We start from the raw sequence: 16109 nt of genomic DNA, 5'->3' as shown, positions 1-16109 counted from the left end.
TTAATATATCAGGTATCCAACCCCAAAAGCCCGCAATTTCGCGGGCTTCTATGATTCGCTCGTTTTGTCCGGATTAAACCGAGTAAAATAACTTATACGGTTTCACTTTCAGGATTCCTTCGCTTGCTCTACAGCCTCATATTCACTTCGCAAAATCCCCATCTGAATGATGTCATAATATTTTCCTTCCCTGAATAGCTTTTCCCGTAGCCGCCCTTCTTCCTTGAAGCCGCAAGCCAGATAGCAACGGTGTGCACGTTCATTGAACGCATAGACCTCCAGCTCCAGCCGATGCAGGTTCAGAGCATGAAATGCAAATTTCTGTATTAGCCGAATCGCTTCCCGTCCGTAGCCCTTGCCCAGATCACCGTCACATCCGATCACAATTCCAAGTGTGGCGTGCCGATTCACCCAGTTGATTTTAAATAAATCCAGTTGCCCGATATAGTCCAGTGTGTCTTTATGCGCAATGACAAAGCCTTTGATCTCGGAGCTACCGTCAACCATCATCTGTACAAAGGATTCGCTATTGAACTGTGAATGCGGATAGATAAATACATCGCTTAAACCATGTGTAATTTCCGGGTCATTGACCCATTTTCGGATATCAGGTATATCCTCCAGACGGTACTCTCTCAATACAATTCGTTCCCCAATGATATGCGGCATCGTCATCTGCCCTCCGGTATGTATTTTTTCAGGTATTCCAGCTCTCTACCAACACATTTTATGCTTCCATGATTCTCACAAACTCCACAAAACGTGTACCTTTATAATGAAGCTCACCACGGTCCCCGATCACAATCACACCGAAGTCCCTATCCTTCACCTCCAGCTCCTTACGTTCACCCCCGTCAAATTCAAAGGTAATATAATTATAAGTCGAAGCCGAAAAATCGCCTGACCCTCCGCGTACCCTCGTGCGCTTATCCACAACCTTGCATGGACGTTGGACCAGCTCGGCAGCTTGGTTGGAAAGCCCTGCTCCTATCGTCTTGCCAATAACGATAATCATCAAAAGAGCAATAATACCAAACACGCTAAAAAAGATTGTATTAAATGATTCAGTCTGATCCATATAGCTACCTCCCATCTACTTCATCCTTTCTACAGTAAAATGTAAATTTTCCATTCTATTGCCCATTGACAAATGGTACATCTTCAACCTCAAAAACTCCAATACTTTTTTAACATACTTACGAAAAAAAAGTTCTTTCGCTCTTTTCCGCACCCCGCTTGGACTTATACCGGATCTGGGCCCTCCGCTCCCCTCTGGACCGATTGACAAAACTATATATAGATATAAAATAGAGAATGTACTCTAAATATAGTGTAAAAAACGTGTTTTTGCCCGATATCTTGAAGATACAGGTATGAAAATCATGTAAATATAGAGTCCAACATTTTAAAAAGCGGGTAATACCGTTTTCTTTTTTTCGTTAATTGTTAAGGAGGATGCCTACAATGCTGATTGCCTATGATTCTAAAACCGGCAATGTAAAAAGATTTATTGGAAAGCTCAAGCTTCCGGCAGTTCAGATCCAGGAGCAAATGACTATAGATGAACCTTACGTACTCATTACATATACAACGGGGTTTGGCCAGATACCTGAGAGGGTATCTTCCTTTTTGCAAAAAAACGCTAAAAACCTCGTTGGTGTAGCTGCAAGCGGCAACCGGAATTGGGGCGAGAGCTTTGCCAAAAGCGCAGATTTGATTGCCGATCATTACAATGTCCCCGTGATTAGTAAATTTGAATTATCTGGAACGTTCGGAGATGTAGAGCGTTTTAAACAGGAGGTGAGCCGAGTTGCGGCATATTGAATTGAACAACATGTTGATGAAACGCGATACAGACGGCTTTTTCCAATTGGAAAAGGATCAAGAGGCTGTAGCAGAATTTATGAAGGAAGTTCAGGAACGCAGCTTGAAGTTTGCTGATACAGCGGCTCAAGTGCTGTACATGATTGAGAATGATTATTACGAGAATTTCTATAATAGCTATACAGCGGATGAAATTAATGATATTTTCCATATCACTCATAGCTATCATTTTAAATTTCCTTCCTATATGGCAGCATCCAAGTTTTATACCGATTATGCACTGAAAAGTAATGACCGTAAGGTCTATCTGGAGCATTATCCTGACCGGGTTGCAGCAGTCGCTCTGCATTTGGGACGCGGTAATGCCGATACGGCGCGCGTGTTGGCCCGCTCGATGATGGAGCAGCGCCTCCAGCCCGCCACACCCACCTTCCTGAATGCAGGCAAAAGCCGTCGTGGAGAACTGGTATCCTGCTTCCTGCTCGAAATGGACGACTCCCTGAACTCAATCAACTATGTACTGAACACTTGTATGCAATTGTCCAAAATCGGCGGCGGTGTCGCGGTGAACCTGTCGAAGCTGCGGGCACGCGGCGAAGCGATCAAAGGCGTAGAAGGCGCAGCAAAAGGTATTATGCCTGTACTGAAGCTAATGGAAGACGGCTTCTCCTACGCCGATCAAATGGGGCAACGTAAGGGCTCAGGCGCGGCATATTACAACATTTTCGGATGGGACGTGCTGGAGTTCCTGGATAGTAAAAAAATCAATGCAGACGAAAGAGTGCGCCTTAAAACACTTTCGATCGGATTGTTGGTGCCGAACCGCTTTTACAAGCTGGCTCAGGATAATGAACCGCTGCACGTATTTGCTCCGTACAGTGTGTATAAAGCCTATGGAACGCATCTGGACGACATGGATCTGGATGAAATGTACGATACGCTGCTCGCCGATGACCGAGTGAAGAAAAAAGTAGCGATGAGCGCACGTGACATGCTGACGAAAATTGCCATGATTCAGCTGGAATCCGGCTATCCATATATTATGAACAAAAGTAACGCCAATCAGGCGCATGCTCTTAAAAACGTGGGTCAAGTCAAGATGTCGAACCTGTGCACGGAAATATTCCAATTGCAGGAAACTTCCGAGATTACCGATTATGGACAACAGGATACCATTCGCCGCGATGTGAGCTGTAATCTGGCTTCCCTGAACATTGTCAATGTGATGGAGCATGGCAAAATCCGCGAATCCGTTCATGAGGGCATGATTGCGCTCACCTCGGTCAGCGATATGACACATGTGGCTAATGCACCGGGTGTTGCCAAAGCAAACCGTGAAATGCATTCCGTTGGTCTGGGTGTTATGAATCTGCACGGCTACCTTGCCAAAAACAAAATTGCTTATGAAAGCAACGAAGCGAAGGATTTTGTCCGTACCTTCTTCATGACGATGAACTATCATTCCATAGAGAAAAGTATGGAAATCGCGAAAGCGGCTGAACAAAGCTTTTACGGGTTCGAGGAATCGGATTATGCGACCGGCGTGTATTTTGACCGTTATCTGAATACGGATTACCGTCCGACAACCGCACGTGTGCAAGAGCTGTTCAACGGTATTTATGTTCCGTCTCCAGCCGATTGGAACAAGCTGAAAGCGGACGTGATGAAAAATGGTCTGTACCATGCCTATCGTATGGCGATTGCGCCAACTGCCAGCATTTCATATATTCAAAATGCGACATCCAGCGTCATGCCGATTGTTGAGCAGATTGAGACACGCACTTATGCAAATTCGACAACCTACTATCCAATGCCTTATTTGCAGAGAGATAATGTGTTCTTCTATAAATCCGCTTATCAAATGGATCAGTTCAAAGTGCTTGACCTGATTGCGGAAATTCAACCTCACGTGGATCAAGGAATCTCGACAGTGCTTCATGTGAACAGTGATGTGACTACACGTCAGTTAGCCCGTTGCTACCTGTACGCTGCACATAAAGGACTTAAATCGTTGTACTACACACGTACCAAAAAGCTGTCTGTGGAAGAGTGTCTCACCTGCTCGATCTAAAGCATTTTGGATAGCATGATGATTAGAAATTTGATGATATAAAAATGCTTTTCATTAGAAGCTGTATCCAGAGTGACGTTCGGCCCATTACGGGTATGATTGGGTCACAGCCTTGCGGATACAGCTTCCGTATGTCAAGCATCCGATGATTCGCCTGCATCACTTTTATTGAGATCCTAGGGAATCTCGCAAGCTGAAGGGAGAATGCTAAACAATGACAGGTATACAAGCTGTAAACTGGAATCGCTCGGACGATGATTTCACACTGATGTTCTGGAACCAGAACATTATGCAATTTTGGACAGATGATGAAATTCCACTGTCTGATGATAAAATGTCCTGGGTAACCCTCAGTGATATCGAAAAAGAAGCCTACATGAAGGTGCTGGGCGGCTTGACCCTGCTGGACACCATTCAAGGCGGTGTGGGGATGCCGCAAATTATGGAGCATGTGGACGGGCTGCAACGTAAAGCCGTACTCAGCTTTATGGCGATGATGGAGCAGATTCATGCCAAGTCTTACAGCAGTATTTTTACAACACTGGCTTCCACGGAAGAAATTGACGGTGTATTCCGCTGGGTGGAAGAAAATCCGCATCTCCAAACCAAAGCGGAAACCATTCGTCAGTATTATATGAATATCCATACACCGAAAGACCTGTATCTCGCAATGGCCGCCTCGGTGCTGTTGGAAAGCTATTTATTTTACAGCGGCTTCTTCTACCCTCTCTATCTGGCAGGTCAGGGCAAGCTGACATGCAGCGGAGAAATTATCGACCTGATCTTGCGAGATGAAAGTATTCACGGTGTATATGTAGGTGTGCTGGCACAGGAGATTTATGCGGAGTTGGGCGAGGAAGAGCAACGCGATCTCTACCAGACGCTGGTAGGCTTGCTGCGCTACTTGCACAATAACGAAGAACAGTACACCGAGCAGATTTACGCTCCTATTGGACTCGTAGACGACGTTAAAGTCTTCTTGCGCTACAATGCCAACAAGGCCATGATGAACTTGGGCTTTGATCCGCTGTTTGAAGACGAAGAGGTTAACCCGATTGTATTCAACGGTATCAGCACCCACACCAAGCAGCATGACTTCTTCTCCAAAAAAGGAAACGGCTATGTGCGTGCCATGAATGTAGAGCCGCTGACCGATGATGATTTTAATTTTGGTGTATAGATCATAGATAGGTATATGTGAAAATAATTTGTTTAGGTGACGCTGAAGAGGTCCATTCCGCGAGTGGATGGTTCTTCCGATCGCTGTTGCCAGGGGATTCTTTTTGAATTAGTTATAAGGTTAGAATCCCCCGGCAAAGGCGACTTTTTTATCGTGTTCTGAGAAATTTCCGCCGCCTTCCAAAATGACGAGAGTTCCAAGGGTACAAGATCGAACTTCTGACTACTCATTTTACCATTAGGTCTGTGATATAAGATTGTAACCGTATCCTGATGTGGTTGGACCTCAATTTCTGCTGCTGGAAAAAAGCCTGTTAATCTCTCTGATGTAAAGCTTGGATGATCTGCATCTACTAATACTGGAATCAACCATTGTTCTCCCAAGTCGCATAAATAACGTCTGCCATCTTCATTTTTAGCGATTACAGCGACGTGTGCCTCTGTTGTCCCTAAATCATGGCCGATAGGATAAGCTTCAATTCCTTCTTTTTTAAACTCGTGCAGCAGCCAGATCGCTAAGTCAAAACAATTACCTGTAATCCCATACCGCTCATGGTGCTCCTTCATTGGGATTTGCAGCACATTACGGTCATGCTGACGCTGTGCAAGTCCTTTTGGATCATGTCTTCGCCAACATGGAGCAACCTCTTGAACGAGGGCATTCATGCAAAAAACGGCCAGATCGCCTAAATAGCGAAATCTGACCGTTTTCCATTGTTTATGATCGAGCCTCTGTGAAAATTTGAAAGGTGACACCAAACTTATCTGTGACATTCCCATAGGCAGGACTAAAATGGGTTTCTTGCAAGGGCATACCCACCTGTCCTCCTTGCTGTAAAGCATCAAACATTGTTTGGGCTTGCTCCACACTGTCGGTTGTAATACAGATGCTCACCTGGTTCCCGCTGCTGAACGGCGATCCGGGAAAGGTATCGGAAAACATAAGCTCGGTCTCACCAACTTTAAGGGTAGCATGTCCAACACGTTCCTTGACCTCTGCGGGAATCGGAAAATCAGGGTTTTCCGGCATTTCACCAAAGGTTTGAATAAAAAGCAGTTGAGCATCCAATGCCTTTTCATAAAATTCGATTGCTTCTTTGGCATTTCCATTCATCGTGATGTAAGGAATCAAACGTTTTGACATCTTCAACACAGCTCCTTTATATTAAGTTCACCCAGCTACTTCTCCTGTATTATATGCAAAACTTGTCAAGAAAAACAGATCTGTTTTTTCTTCTTCTTTCTAGACAGGCTTTTCATGCCGTGCCTGCTCAATAATCTGCCGAATGAACGGCCCTTTGGCTTCGGTATATGCTGCACGATCATATGTGAATTGCTGCGCCAGGTCTTTTTTCAGGTCAGTGTACGCCCGCAAGCTCTCCGGATGTGACTGTAAATAATCACGGAACAGCAGATGATTCTGCCAATGCTCTCCTTTATACTTATAAATATGTAAATGATGAGTGCCTGCTCCCCATTCTCCACGGCGAAAGAAAGCCCGCTCTGGAAAATCAGGTTTAGGTACATATTCATATCCATTACCAAGCAAGCGCTCACGATGATCAGATTGAATATTGGCCAAATCCTCCACCCCAGCCATGATATCAATAATAGGCTTGGCTCCCAGACCAGGAACGGACGTACTGCCGATATGCTCTATGCCGATGCATAGTTCTCCAAGAGCCTCTATAATTTTCGTTCGCTCCCGCGCATACTCCTTCGCCCACTGCGGATCATATTCGGATATCTCTACATGCGAGGACATACATGAACACACCTTCCGTTATTTTCTAAAAATGCCTTCTAATCGCGCATGACGCAAATCAGAAGGCATCCTCTTGTTCAACAAATATCTAGCAACTCCAACTATTAATAATTCCAGCCCTATTCCGGCTTCTCAATCACAATCAGACAGGTACTGTCTGGCAAAGGAACCGGCTGTCCCTGCTCGTCTGTCAGCTCAACACGCCTGGACAACGCCTTGGTATAACCCTCCTGTAAATAGTGGCGGTTCACCCGAATAATCGCCTGTGGTCCAAGTGTGTTACGAATACACTCCTCATACTGTGAAGGGGTAAAATAACCAAACTGCTCCTGCACTTCATGCACATAGGCTTCTGCCCCCCAGGTATAGGTATACAGAAATTCCATCGCATCGTTCACAGGCAAAACAGCCTCAGACTCACTCACACGCTCTATTTCAAGTTGGCGGCCTGCAAAATCTTCGGCATAACGCATTAGCCATTCCATCCCGTCCGGCTCCAGGAACCGGATACGTCTGCGCTGTTCTATCGGTTCGGTCATAATGCCGTCACGAATAATGATGCGTCCGCCGGGTGCCAGCACACGATAGGCGCTCTCCAGAGCAGCCTCCACTGTTTGCGGATTGAACCGGGTTCCATCTCGTTCGATGTAAGAATACAGCTCATGGAGAATGGAAGAAAAAATGACCGTGTCCATGCTCCCCGTCTCCACAAATTCCTCCAATCGGAGCGCATCCCCCTTGATCACATCCCAACGGTGACCCTCCAATTGCTTTTTCCGTTTAAGTGCTTCAATAACATTCACAGAGATATCAAGCCCTAGCGGCTTTGCATCCGGCCTTTCCTGCTCAATCAGATCCAGCAGCACGCCCCCGCCAGGTCCAATATCCAGAATGCGGGTTCCGGTCACGTAGTCCAGAATGACCCTTTTGTAATCTACAGTCTGGTTCATATCCGTAAGATACGTTTCCTCATTGTGAAAACGATCATAAGCATCACGCCGTAAGCTGAACAGATCGAACAGCAGCAATACGGCCTTATCATACAGCGGCGTTTTTTCTGCCTCAATACAAAAGTCAATCAGCTTCTCAGCCGCAGATGAAAATGCAAAATTAAAAAATACGGTGCTCGGCAGCTCCTCCTTATGCTCCACGATCACATTCAAATGAGGGTTATGTTTCCGCTTTCCTTTTAAAAGATCCTGCCAGGACAGCGCACTCAGGTATTTTTCAATCATTCGTTTTTTGTATACGTTAATTTTCTTGATACCACGATAATCATAATACATCGTGTTCATGAGAGATTCAAAGCTGATATGACGTACCGTAGCTGGCTGCTCCTGTCCCGTACCCTCTCTCAGCGCGAGTAAAAACACCTTTACCAGCTCTTCAAGCGAAAAATCCTGCAAAGCTGACTCTACATACCAAAGCGTGCGATTCTCCAGCGGAGCAAGCGCCTTTTCCACATTTAGCTCACGCTTTAACTCCGCATAAGCCTGTTCAAACGGCTCCCCTTCATGAATAGAAACGGACCGCAATCTCTGCAGCCGTTCTTTTACGCCCCAAACCACAGGCACGTTATCCCATGCGATCCAGCCGATCAACTGCTCCACTTCACTACGTACCTGCTCCCATAGAGCTGGATCTACCCCGGCGATGATACATTCGTTCAGAGCACGTAAAACAAGCTCCAGCTCCTCGGCGCTTAGCCAGCCCTTGCGAGTAATTTCCAGCAACGGCCGATTTTCCGAAAAAGGAATTTCGCCCCGTATATACTGTCCGATAAGTCCATGCGTCTCAATCAAAATCCGGGTCATGCTGTTGCGCGGATACGCAGGGGACTCCGCTTGAGCCTGTCTGACATATAGCTGGGAAGAGCCGATATTATGTACAAATAAATTAATGCCCTCCTGCTGCCAGCGCAGGCGTTCGCGGCCTGTACCCCCTTTGGCCGTCTCAGACCATACCAGCACATCCTCCAGTAGCTCTTTAATCCAGAAAGACAATGGAAGCCCGTCCAAAATGAGCAGCGTACGCTCCACATAATCCAGAACAGGATTGGCATCCTTAAGCTCTCCAATGGAGCGGATACGTTCCAGATTGACAATACGCTCCTCAGCCGAAACGAGCAGCTTCAGCCAAGTCGGCATATCCCAGGCCAGATCATTTTCTTTCCGATAGTTAGCAATGGCTTTTAATGATTGCAGCATTTTTCTCACCTCGTGTGATTCGGATTCGGTATGCACATGAGACTTTGGAAAAAACTCTTGGATAAATTCCTTTATAAACTACACTTTACCATACATTTGCAGTTTCCATCCCGTGGAAAATATTAAACATTTTTATCAATCAAATGATGAACAAAACAGAATTCCCCTTGCATTCACGAATGAAAAAAGATATCCCCAAGCCTTTAGCTTGGAAGATATCTTATTTACCTTGTTATACGCATCAATACTATACTTCTTATTTATCCACGGGAACTCCATCCGGCACAGGGATACCAAAATCAGGGGTTCCATCTTCATTCCAGTTCAACGGCTGCACGCGTGTATGACGATTGGGATCATACAACGGGTCGTCTGTAATTTCCTTGTAATTGCGAGCGTGGTACACGAGAACATCGCTGCCGTCAGGCGCAACCGTAAAGCTGTTGTGACCTGGTCCGAATTGACCTGTTTTCTCATTCGTACAGAATACCGGTATAGGAGACTTCGTCCACGATTTCGGATCGAGTAAATCCGCATTCTCGTCCGCGGTCAGCAGACCCATGCAATAATTGTGGTCAGTCGCGCTGGCTGAATAGCTGATGAAGATCCGCCCGTTCCGTTTCAGAACCGCAGCTCCCTCATTCACCTTAAAACCAATGACCTCCCACTCATATTCAGGGGTAGAGATCATCACTTGCTCTCTACGCAGCGTCCACGGATTACTCATTTCAGAAATGTACAGATTGGAATTACCGACAATGTCCGGGTCCTTCTGAGCCCACACATAATACAGAACTCCATTATGCTGGAAGGTTGTTGCATCGAGAGCGAATGATTCCCATCGGGTTTTGATTTGTCCCTTCTCCACCCATTCTCCTTCCAGCGGGTTAGCAGAATCATTTTCCAGCACAAACATCCGGTGGTCGAACAGACCTTCCTTCGTTTCTGTTGTACGAGCTGCTGCAAAATAAATGTACCATTTATCATGAATAAAATGAATTTCCGGTGCCCAAATATTCGCGCTTAATGGACCTGTTTCATACTTGTGCCACACTGCGACAGGCTCTGCCGTATTCAAACCTTGAATGGTACGGGCCCGTCGAACCTCAATGCGGTCATACTCCGGCACAGAGCCGGTAAAATAATAGTATCCGTCACTGTGCTTGTAGATCCAAGGGTCTGCCCGTTGCTCAATGACCGGATTAATAAAAGGTACAGGTTGATTCATGGTTTTTCTCTCCTCTATGTGTAATATGTGATTTGTAAGCTGAACTTAAGATTTACATGGAGCGCCACTGCGCAGACGGATGGTGCTTACCATCGCTGTTGCCCCCGAATTTCCTGAATGTACTATTAAAGGAGGAAATTCCGAGGCAAAGGCGACCGCTCCGCTTGTCCAGCACCATTCCGCCTGCTCCGTTTCCATATGTATTTTCAAAAGTTCAGCTCTATTTTTGGGTTTGTTATTGGCTGATACGCTTACCCCAAATTGAAATTCCCTTATTGTTCATACCTGTAAAAACTAGCGTATGGCGACCCAGCTCCCAGTCCCATGAAGGAAGCAATAACAGTTGCTCCCGGGTTCCTTCGGATGTATCGCTCCAATCCAGTGTTAAAGTACGCTTGCCATCAAAACTCCACTGGCCTTCAAGAGCTCCACTGGCCGCCCGTCCTCCGTCTTCCAGACGGAGTGGTTCAGCTTGCACCTGACCGTCCACTTCCTGCTTCATCACGATGCGTTCCCAACTGCCAGATAATAACCTTTGAGGTATATCCTGTTCCTTCTCGCCTGCATACCGTTCCGGGGATACGACAGGCCAGCCATCAGCCGTCCACAATATTTTGCGTACATGCAGGTACGGCCAGCTCTTGTCCGTTTCTCCCCGCGCATGATGAACCATATAATAATCCTCTTCGTCCTTCAGCACGGAATTATGGCCTGGCGCAACCCAGCCCTCTCCTTCGCTGAATCGATAGCCGCCCAGTATCTTGTTGCCAATCTCGTATTGAGGCAAATAACTGGTGTCAGCCATATCATGTCCGTTTATATCCACGTAAGGCCCTGTGATCGAGTCCGAGCGGGCTACGCGAACATTGTAGTCCTCAAACAAGGAATCATACGAGACGAACAAGTAATATTTACGGAAGGTTGGATTGTACACAATGTAGGGTCCTTCCACAGCACCATCCTCAGTTGCCCGGTCTCTGGCAGCGATATTTTGCCCATAACCGGACTCCTTGAGCTTCCCCGTTTGGGGATCAAGCCGAGTAATGTAGATACCGCCAAAAAAAGAGCCGTACACCATCCACGGATTCCCATCCGCATCCAGCACAGGATTGGCATCAATCGCATTCAGCTTGTCATGCTCATCCGTTTTAACGACCAGCCCCTCATCCTTCCAAGGGCCTTCCGGCGAGCTGGATGTCTGCAATCCGATAGCTGACCGCGTGCTGCCAAAGGTGGAGGCGGAGTAATACATCCGATAAATGTCACCCATCTTGATAACGTCCGGTGCCCACAGATTCGTCGCTGATGACCATGCTCCCGCTTCCTTGGGTATGCCGGGCAATGCATACTGAACCCAGTTCCAGTGAATCAGGTCGGTCGATTTGCGCACCATAACACCTGGCCTCAACTCTCCACCCGTCTTTACATCCGTCGAATAGACATAGTAGTCCTGATCTGTTTTGATAATCGCCGGGTCATGTGCATTGTTGATGGTCCAGCGCTGTTCATCGTTTATCGTACTTTGATCATACAAGTGATCAGGAGGCGGAGCCTGCGGATACACCGGGTCCGGGGTGCTATCCCCACAGCCGGATAGGCCTAGCATCAGCAGCATAACCATAACTGTTCTTCTCCTCCTTCCTTTATTCATTACATATCGTGACTATCTTCCATCGCTCCTCGGTGCCTTCCATGGACGCACTTATCCTTTGACACCGGAAATGGCAACCGACTCAATGATTTGTTTTTGGAAGATCAAGAATATAATTAATACAGGTAACAACGCTATAATGGAGGCTGCCATAATAAGCGGATAGTACGTCTGAATGGCGTAAGTCGCATTAAAATTCGCGATAACCAGCTGTAATGTCTGCGTTTCCGGTGAGTTCAAGTAAATGATCGGCGCCAAATAATCGTTCCAAATTCCCATGAACCATAAAATAAGCTGTGCCGCCACTGCCGGCTTAATGAGCGGGAACGTAATGGACGAATACAGGCGGAAATAAGAGCTGCCGTCACGACCATTTTAACCTTCACGCCAGGATGTTCCTCTTCAAATTTCTTGATAACATCCTTATAAGCCTTCTGCTCATCCGTACCCCCACGGAACATGAACGTCAATTCCTTGGTTCCATCGCTACTGGAGCTTCCTCCTCCACAGCCAGCCAATGCAGCAACCATCAATAACAGAACAACCATGGTCATCGCAAAACCTTTTTTCTCTTTCAACGCGACCCCTCCTAAAATTAAATGAAACCGCATACATTTGTTATTAAAATAACCTTTTACGATTCGGCTTTATCCTTTACTTGTGCGGTACATAAACCGTTGTTCACTGCCGCTGTGATTATCATCCCTCTCATGCACCATATAATTTATATTTTGATTTATCAATAATGAATTCGTTTACAATCAAGATATAGCACGCCCTTCTACAGTTCGTCAATGCATTTACAAATCTTTTTAAATAAATATAAAACATTGATTTGAACTGCATAAAAAGTAGACGTATTAAAGTTTATTTATATTATAAAAGTCAAATAAATAACTTAAACACGATTTATTTTCGGCAATAAATTTATTTTCGAGCCTATTTTGCTCCTCTCTTTTTTAGTAAAAAATAGTTACAGAAAAGCAGTTTACTTCTTTCCAATTTTATTTTAACATAAATCAAAGTAATAATATAAACGCTTTCATTACATATTTTATAGATAAGGAAGGTATATAGATATGATTTATATTAAGGACTTGATGTCTGGGTTAGACATTTTCAAAGCCCTAGGCTCAGAAATTCGCATTCAAATACTCGAATTACTTGCCTATCAGGGACAAAGCATGAACGATATCGCCAACAAGCTCCATTTGAGCAACGGTACCATTACGATGCATATTCGCAAACTGGAAGAGTGCGGCCTTGTGGAAATTAATACTGTGAGCGGTAAACACGGTATCCGAAAAATGTGCTATTTGAATAAGGAAAAACTAATGGTAGATCTGCGCAGCAGAGAGCAAAAAAATGTGTATGAGGTGGAGATTCGCATTGGTCATTATAGTAACTACCAAGCAGTCCCCACTTGCGGATTGGTGACCCGAGACAGCATTATCGGCGATTTTGACGATCCACGCTATTTCGCAGATCCCGGACGGCTCGAGTCGGAAATGATCTGGATGGCCGAAGGCTTTTTGGAATACCGCATCCCCAACTATCTGAAAGCGAATCAATCTTTTAAGGAAATTCAATTTTCCGCAGAACTGGGCTCAGAAGCACCGTGCTATTGTGAGGAATATCCTTCCGATATTTGGTTTCACATCAATGGTATCCCTATTGGGTACTGGACCAGCCCCGGAGATTTTGGAGAAGTACCGGGAGTCCTGAATCCCGATTGGTGGCCACCGCATTTGAATCAATATGGCATGCTCAAATTAATTCGCATCAATCAGCATGGCAGCTTCATTGACGGTTGCCGTATATCAGAAGTCACAATAGACGAAATTGGCCTTGACTATAAAAGCGACATTACACTCCGCTTATCCGTATCCGATCAGTCGGAGAACAAAGGAGGGCTCACTATTTTCGGCAAAAGATTCGGCAATTTTAGTCAGGATTTGCTCGTGCGCGTGCTTTATGATGTACATGCTGAAGACCACGATAGCGACTAGCTCGCCACATGCAATAAGGCCGAAGACCGTATGCATTCAATACGTGTCCTCGGCCTATAGTTCCTTCTCCTCGCTTAAAGAGATATACATCATTAGATAAAAAATGACCGTAATCCCAAACACCAGCCAGCTAAAGGACAGCAAATGCTGTCTTTCCCCTGCCAGGCTCACCCATTTCCAAACATCTGTAAGGATGACCAAGGGCTTTAACATCGCATCCCAGCTATTCCAGCGAGCAAATCTGCCGATATATACGCCCACGCTGGCCAGCCACAGCAAAATAAAAATGATGCCCCACGCAAGCCAGCCATTACAAGCTTTTTGCAGCATTCGGTGGATGTTCCTCAGCTCCGCTGAAAATTTGTAAATTCTATAATCTAAAAAAAAGACTTGCCATCCTGAAATGTTGTGCTTATAATTACACCTAACTTGATACGGCAACAAATTTCAATGACGAGAACGAGTAAGCTATACAGCGGATTTGCAGAGAGTTGGGGCAGGTGAAAGCCAACATTCCGAGGGTAGCCGAACGCCATCTCCGAGAAGCGGGCTGAACCTGAAGTAAGCTCTGCCGCCTTTCCAGCGTTAACCGGAACACGTATTGATGGATACGTGAACAGAGTGTCATTTCGTATGGAATGAAACTAGGGTGGTAACACGGGTATAAACTCGTCCCTTTACAGGGGCGGGTTTTTTTGTTTTTTAAAAAGGAGGAAATCAACATGATTAACGTGTCGACAATAGCATCTATAACCGATTTTTTGACTCCAGCTGTACGAGCAATGCCGCCTTCAGGCATTCGTAAGTTTTTTGAATATAGTGCGGGCAGAGATGATATCGTTTCGCTTGGGGTCGGTGAACCGGACTTTGTGACCCCTCTGCATGTCAGAAAGGCCTGTATCACAGCTCTCGAAAATGGAAAGACCTCATACACACCCAATGCCGGTCTTCCCGAGCTTCGTGAGGAGATTGCCGGATATCTGGAAAGCAGCTTTAACACGTCCTACGACCCGGCAAATGAAATCATGGTCACCATCGGCAGCAGTGAAGCGCTGGATTTGGCACTACGTGCCCTGATTACAGAACATGATGAAATACTCATCCCGGCTCCCTGCTATATTTCGTATGCACCTATTGCGTTTCTGGGTGGAGGGCATACCATAACGGTCGAAGCCTCTGCTGACCAGCAATTCAAGCTGACAGCAGAGGCGCTTAAAGCCAAGCTGAGCCCGCGATCCAAAGTGCTCATTCTCTGTTATCCGAACAACCCGACTGGCGGGATCATGACCTATGAGGATTGGCTACCCATTGCCCGCCTGGTTGAGGAGCATAATCTGGTTGTAATATCCGATGAGATATATGCTGAGCTGACCTACGGACAGCGGCATGTAAGCTTCGCTGCTCTGCCGGGAATGAAAGAGCGGACCCTGCTTATCAGCGGTTTTTCCAAAGCATTTGCAATGACTGGCTGGAGGGTCGGTTATGTATGCGGTCCAAGAGAGTTAATCGCTGCCATGCTGAAGATTCACCAATATACCGCCATGTGCGCTCCTATTATCGGGCAAATTGCCGCCATTGAATCCCTGCGCAACGGGCTGGAGGAAAAAGATCGTATGATGGAATCTTACAATCTGCGCAGAAAATGGTTCGTTGAAAATCTATGTCAGACCGGACTGCCCTGTCATGAACCGAAAGGTGCCTTCTACGCTTTTCCTTCCATTATGCACACGGGGTTAAGCTCGGAGCAGTTTGCCAAGCGATTGCTGGAAGAAGAGGGGGTCATTACTGTACCCGGTTCCGCATTCGGCCCCGGCGGCGAGGGCTTTATCCGCTGCTCGTACGCATCGTCACGAGAACAGCTGGAAATCGCTTTGGAGCGCATCGGCAAATTCTTGAAACGCCTGTAATCAGCCCTTCATAAACGAACACAAACACTGAATCAAAGCTACTTCAGCAGGTCTTGAATAAGCTTTTTCTGGTGTGCTGGCAAACCTTCCGGCCATTCCCCTACACGGCAATAACAAATGTCGGAGATTTCGGAGCTTGGCCGGATACACCAATGCATTTTTCAATCGGGTGAACGGCATATGCTTATACATGAATACAAGCCAATCCCTCGGGATTTTATTTATCAGCCTCGCCAGCATCGTACACCTCCTGTTGGGGACTTTTCAT

Annotated in this window: 15 protein-coding genes, 2 pseudogenes and 1 other annotated feature; of the genes and pseudogenes, 5 read left to right on the top strand and 12 right to left on the bottom strand. The window is 46.1% G+C overall.

Translation table 11 applies throughout. The annotated features are described in order from the left end of the window. Positions 1–108: 108 nt before the first annotated feature. Together GCU48_RS20375 and GCU48_RS20370 are read right to left on the bottom strand one after the other, a co-directional pair. A complete protein-coding gene (locus GCU48_RS20375; RefSeq protein WP_025720757.1) occupies positions 109–669 on the bottom strand; it encodes a GNAT family N-acetyltransferase in 561 nt (186 codons plus the stop codon). A gap of 58 nt (positions 670–727) precedes the next feature. After that, a complete protein-coding gene (locus GCU48_RS20370) occupies positions 728–1078 on the bottom strand; it encodes a DUF2500 domain-containing protein (RefSeq protein WP_244315797.1) in 351 nt (116 codons plus the stop codon). A gap of 386 nt (positions 1079–1464) precedes the next feature. Here GCU48_RS20370 and nrdI point away from each other — a divergent pair, with 386 nt between their 5' ends. The 3 genes from nrdI to nrdF all read left to right on the top strand — a co-directional run bounded on the left by nrdI (position 1465) and on the right by nrdF (position 5075). Then, entirely contained in the window at positions 1465–1824 is a 360-nt protein-coding gene (gene nrdI, locus GCU48_RS20365) for a class Ib ribonucleoside-diphosphate reductase assembly flavoprotein NrdI (protein ID WP_025720761.1), read from the top strand. After that, a complete protein-coding gene (nrdE, locus tag GCU48_RS20360) occupies positions 1811–3895 on the top strand; it encodes a class 1b ribonucleoside-diphosphate reductase subunit alpha (RefSeq protein ID WP_152381266.1) in 2085 nt (694 codons plus the stop codon). Before nrdI ends, nrdE begins: the two co-directional genes overlap by 14 nt. A 214-nt stretch (positions 3896–4109) precedes the next feature. Further along, the gene (gene nrdF, locus GCU48_RS20355; protein ID WP_025720764.1) at positions 4110–5075 is read left to right on the top strand and encodes a class 1b ribonucleoside-diphosphate reductase subunit beta; all 966 of its coding nucleotides are present in this window, start codon (positions 4110–4112) and stop codon (positions 5073–5075) included. A gap of 32 nt (positions 5076–5107) precedes the next feature. On the opposite strand, the gene GCU48_RS20350 is transcribed toward nrdF, so the two are convergent. From GCU48_RS20350 to GCU48_RS28900, 8 genes and pseudogenes are all read right to left on the bottom strand, one after another. Then, on the bottom strand, positions 5108–5740 hold the full coding sequence (locus GCU48_RS20350; RefSeq protein WP_152381265.1) for a hypothetical protein: 633 nt from the start codon (positions 5738–5740) through the stop codon (positions 5108–5110). 52 nt (positions 5741–5792) lie between these two features. Then, positions 5793–6218 (bottom strand): VOC family protein, encoded by a 426-nt coding sequence (locus tag GCU48_RS20345; RefSeq protein WP_152381264.1) that lies wholly within the window; start codon positions 6216–6218, stop codon positions 5793–5795. Between the two features lie 99 nt (positions 6219–6317). Continuing rightward, entirely contained in the window at positions 6318–6839 is a 522-nt protein-coding gene (locus tag GCU48_RS20340) for a GrpB family protein (protein WP_025720767.1), read from the bottom strand. Positions 6840–6958: 119 nt separating this feature from the next. Next, the gene (locus tag GCU48_RS20335; protein ID WP_152381263.1) at positions 6959–9046 is read right to left on the bottom strand and encodes a class I SAM-dependent methyltransferase; all 2088 of its coding nucleotides are present in this window, start codon (positions 9044–9046) and stop codon (positions 6959–6961) included. A gap of 256 nt (positions 9047–9302) precedes the next feature. Continuing rightward, a complete protein-coding gene (locus tag GCU48_RS20330) occupies positions 9303–10274 on the bottom strand; it encodes a glycoside hydrolase family 43 protein (protein ID WP_152381262.1) in 972 nt (323 codons plus the stop codon). Between the two features lie 235 nt (positions 10275–10509). Beyond that, on the bottom strand, positions 10510–11895 hold the full coding sequence (locus GCU48_RS20325) for an arabinan endo-1,5-alpha-L-arabinosidase (RefSeq protein ID WP_152381261.1): 1386 nt from the start codon (positions 11893–11895) through the stop codon (positions 10510–10512). Between the two features lie 81 nt (positions 11896–11976). Beyond that, positions 11977–12291 (bottom strand): annotated as a pseudogene (locus GCU48_RS20320) (ABC transporter permease subunit); the annotation flags it as partial. Continuing rightward, positions 12282–12503, bottom strand: a pseudogene (locus GCU48_RS28900) (sugar ABC transporter substrate-binding protein); the annotation flags it as partial. The pseudogenes GCU48_RS28900 and GCU48_RS20320, both read right to left, overlap by 10 nt. Before the next feature lie 501 nt (positions 12504–13004). Between GCU48_RS28900 and GCU48_RS20310 the strand changes: the two are divergent. Next, positions 13005–13934, top strand: a complete 930-nt coding sequence (locus tag GCU48_RS20310) for an ArsR/SmtB family transcription factor (RefSeq protein ID WP_152381260.1) — start codon at positions 13005–13007, stop codon at positions 13932–13934. Positions 13935–13988: 54 nt separating this feature from the next. Here GCU48_RS20310 and GCU48_RS20305 read toward each other — a convergent pair whose 3' ends face one another. After that, a complete protein-coding gene (locus GCU48_RS20305) occupies positions 13989–14264 on the bottom strand; it encodes a DUF1361 domain-containing protein (protein ID WP_244315791.1) in 276 nt (91 codons plus the stop codon). 111 nt (positions 14265–14375) lie between these two features. Then, positions 14376–14614 (top strand) — a binding site (T-box leader). A 42-nt stretch (positions 14615–14656) separates the two neighbouring features. Here GCU48_RS20305 and GCU48_RS20300 point away from each other — a divergent pair. Continuing rightward, a complete protein-coding gene (locus tag GCU48_RS20300) occupies positions 14657–15841 on the top strand; it encodes an aminotransferase class I/II-fold pyridoxal phosphate-dependent enzyme (RefSeq protein WP_152381259.1) in 1185 nt (394 codons plus the stop codon). On the opposite strand, the gene GCU48_RS20295 is transcribed toward GCU48_RS20300, so the two are convergent. Next, positions 15842–16081, bottom strand: a complete 240-nt coding sequence (locus tag GCU48_RS20295; RefSeq protein WP_025720774.1) for a hypothetical protein — start codon at positions 16079–16081, stop codon at positions 15842–15844. Between the last annotated feature and the right edge of the window lie 28 nt (positions 16082–16109).

It is taken from the genome of Paenibacillus brasilensis (assembly GCF_009363115.1).
In the GTDB taxonomy this organism is placed as follows: Bacteria; Bacillota; Bacilli; order Paenibacillales; family Paenibacillaceae; genus Paenibacillus; species Paenibacillus brasilensis.
Note: the sequence above shows the minus strand (reverse complement) of the source record. Positions and strands in the feature narration are given on the sequence as shown.

Bases quoted from the DNA above. Each gene is read 5' to 3' on its own strand.
- GCU48_RS20375 (WP_025720757.1), bottom strand. From the start codon at position 669: ATGCCGCATATCATTGGGGAACGAATTGTATTGAGAGAGTACCGTCTG.
- GCU48_RS20370 (WP_244315797.1), bottom strand. From the start codon at position 1,078: ATGGATCAGACTGAATCATTTAATACAATCTTTTTTAGCGTGTTTGGT.
- nrdI (WP_025720761.1), top strand. From the start codon at position 1,465: ATGCTGATTGCCTATGATTCTAAAACCGGCAATGTAAAAAGATTTATT.
- nrdF (WP_025720764.1), top strand. From the start codon at position 4,110: ATGACAGGTATACAAGCTGTAAACTGGAATCGCTCGGACGATGATTTC.
- GCU48_RS20350 (WP_152381265.1), bottom strand. From the start codon at position 5,740: ATGAATGCCCTCGTTCAAGAGGTTGCTCCATGTTGGCGAAGACATGAT.
- GCU48_RS20345 (WP_152381264.1), bottom strand. From the start codon at position 6,218: ATGTCAAAACGTTTGATTCCTTACATCACGATGAATGGAAATGCCAAA.
- GCU48_RS20340 (WP_025720767.1), bottom strand. From the start codon at position 6,839: ATGTCCTCGCATGTAGAGATATCCGAATATGATCCGCAGTGGGCGAAG.
- GCU48_RS20335 (WP_152381263.1), bottom strand. From the start codon at position 9,046: ATGCTGCAATCATTAAAAGCCATTGCTAACTATCGGAAAGAAAATGAT.
- GCU48_RS20330 (WP_152381262.1), bottom strand. From the start codon at position 10,274: ATGAATCAACCTGTACCTTTTATTAATCCGGTCATTGAGCAACGGGCA.
- GCU48_RS20325 (WP_152381261.1), bottom strand. From the start codon at position 11,895: ATGGTTATGCTGCTGATGCTAGGCCTATCCGGCTGTGGGGATAGCACC.
- GCU48_RS20310 (WP_152381260.1), top strand. From the start codon at position 13,005: ATGATTTATATTAAGGACTTGATGTCTGGGTTAGACATTTTCAAAGCC.
- GCU48_RS20305 (WP_244315791.1), bottom strand. From the start codon at position 14,264: ATGCTGCAAAAAGCTTGTAATGGCTGGCTTGCGTGGGGCATCATTTTT.
- GCU48_RS20300 (WP_152381259.1), top strand. From the start codon at position 14,657: ATGATTAACGTGTCGACAATAGCATCTATAACCGATTTTTTGACTCCA.
- GCU48_RS20295 (WP_025720774.1), bottom strand. From the start codon at position 16,081: ATGCTGGCGAGGCTGATAAATAAAATCCCGAGGGATTGGCTTGTATTC.